Here is a 1,063-nt window from a genome sequence, read left to right on the forward strand (position 1 = left end):
ATAATAGCCAACGAATTTCTTCCGTTTGCTTTCAGTTTTAACTGGTAATATTTGCCCCCTTGAACTCAGAATATCAGATAAGGATACTAATGCACCCTCACTAAAAACCATAAATGGAGATAGAGCGCTGCTAAAGTCAAATTGATAATTTTTCTTACCAAAATCATTAGCCCTTAGTTCTAGAACTATATTGGTATATGTGTTGTTAAATTTTTGCCATTTTTGTCCCATTGCTCTTGCTATTATGCTTTCTTCTCTCGCAGGATAATCTTGGATAAAAGAGCAGTAATTCATTGCATCGGATTTTAAATAATATATTTTATTACTCATAATATTTTGTACCAACTCGCATCTCGACTTGAAGAAGAAAGAATGTTACGGATGTTTGATAATTCATCTAAAACACCTTGTTTTCCACCAGTTAGGTCTGCCTGAATTATTCGTTCATTAACCGCATCGATGTAGTTATTCGGATGTCTACCGTTATGTTTAATACCAGACAGCGACTCATCAATGTTATTTTTATTAGGCAAGAAAACCCCATTACTAGCATCATCAATATCAATGCCATGTTTTTTTAGAATATCCCTCGCTGGTTTCGCTCCTTTAGATGTATCCCCTACTATGTGGTGAGCGGCTGAGTTTGCAGGTCTAGGAGTACCAGCTGCAACCATATTTCTCGATAGTTTAATCGCACACTGTCCCCACGGATCCACCCATGTCAGTGGATTTGGCGCATACTGGTACAGGTTCAATCCACCCGCCAGCCCGATAGGGTCTTGCTGGGTAAAGCGACCTAAATCCGGGGCGTAGTACCTGAAGGTATTATAGTGCAGACCGGTCTCTTTTTCGAAATATTACCCTTGAAAACGCAGGTTCTGTTTACCGCTAAAATTGCTAGTAGGGCGAGGGCGGGCCTGACGCTGTAAATTCCCCTAAATACCCTATTGACCTTGCCAAACGAGATGACCGTCACCGTTGGTGAGCGCCTCCGGCAATCCGTTTAAGCCACTGTGCGTGTAATAGATGGCGCACCGTGGATTGACGGGGGTATCCGTGCATT

General features: G+C 41.8%; 2 protein-coding genes and 2 pseudogenes. All 4 read right to left on the reverse strand.

The window, feature by feature from the left end; translation table 11 throughout:
* A pseudogene (locus PR675_RS20400) lies at positions 1 to 330 on the reverse strand (hypothetical protein); the annotation flags it as partial.
* The gene (locus PR675_RS20405) at positions 327 to 755 is read right to left on the reverse strand and encodes an AHH domain-containing protein (RefSeq protein WP_239686430.1); all 429 of its coding nucleotides are present in this window, start codon (positions 753 to 755) and stop codon (positions 327 to 329) included. The pseudogene PR675_RS20400 and the gene PR675_RS20405, both read right to left, overlap by 4 nt.
* A 3-nt stretch (positions 756 to 758) precedes the next feature.
* Positions 759 to 836 (reverse strand): annotated as a pseudogene (locus PR675_RS21080) (RHS repeat-associated core domain-containing protein); the annotation flags it as partial.
* Positions 837 to 944: 108 nt separating this feature from the next.
* The gene (locus tag PR675_RS20415; RefSeq protein WP_272582962.1) at positions 945 to 1,028 is read right to left on the reverse strand and encodes an RHS domain-containing protein; all 84 of its coding nucleotides are present in this window, start codon (positions 1,026 to 1,028) and stop codon (positions 945 to 947) included.
* Positions 1,029 to 1,063 lie beyond the last annotated feature (35 nt).

The sequence above is a fragment of the Providencia sp. PROV261 genome, assembly GCF_028477945.1.
GTDB classification, from domain to species: Bacteria; Pseudomonadota; Gammaproteobacteria; order Enterobacterales; family Enterobacteriaceae; genus Providencia; species Providencia stuartii.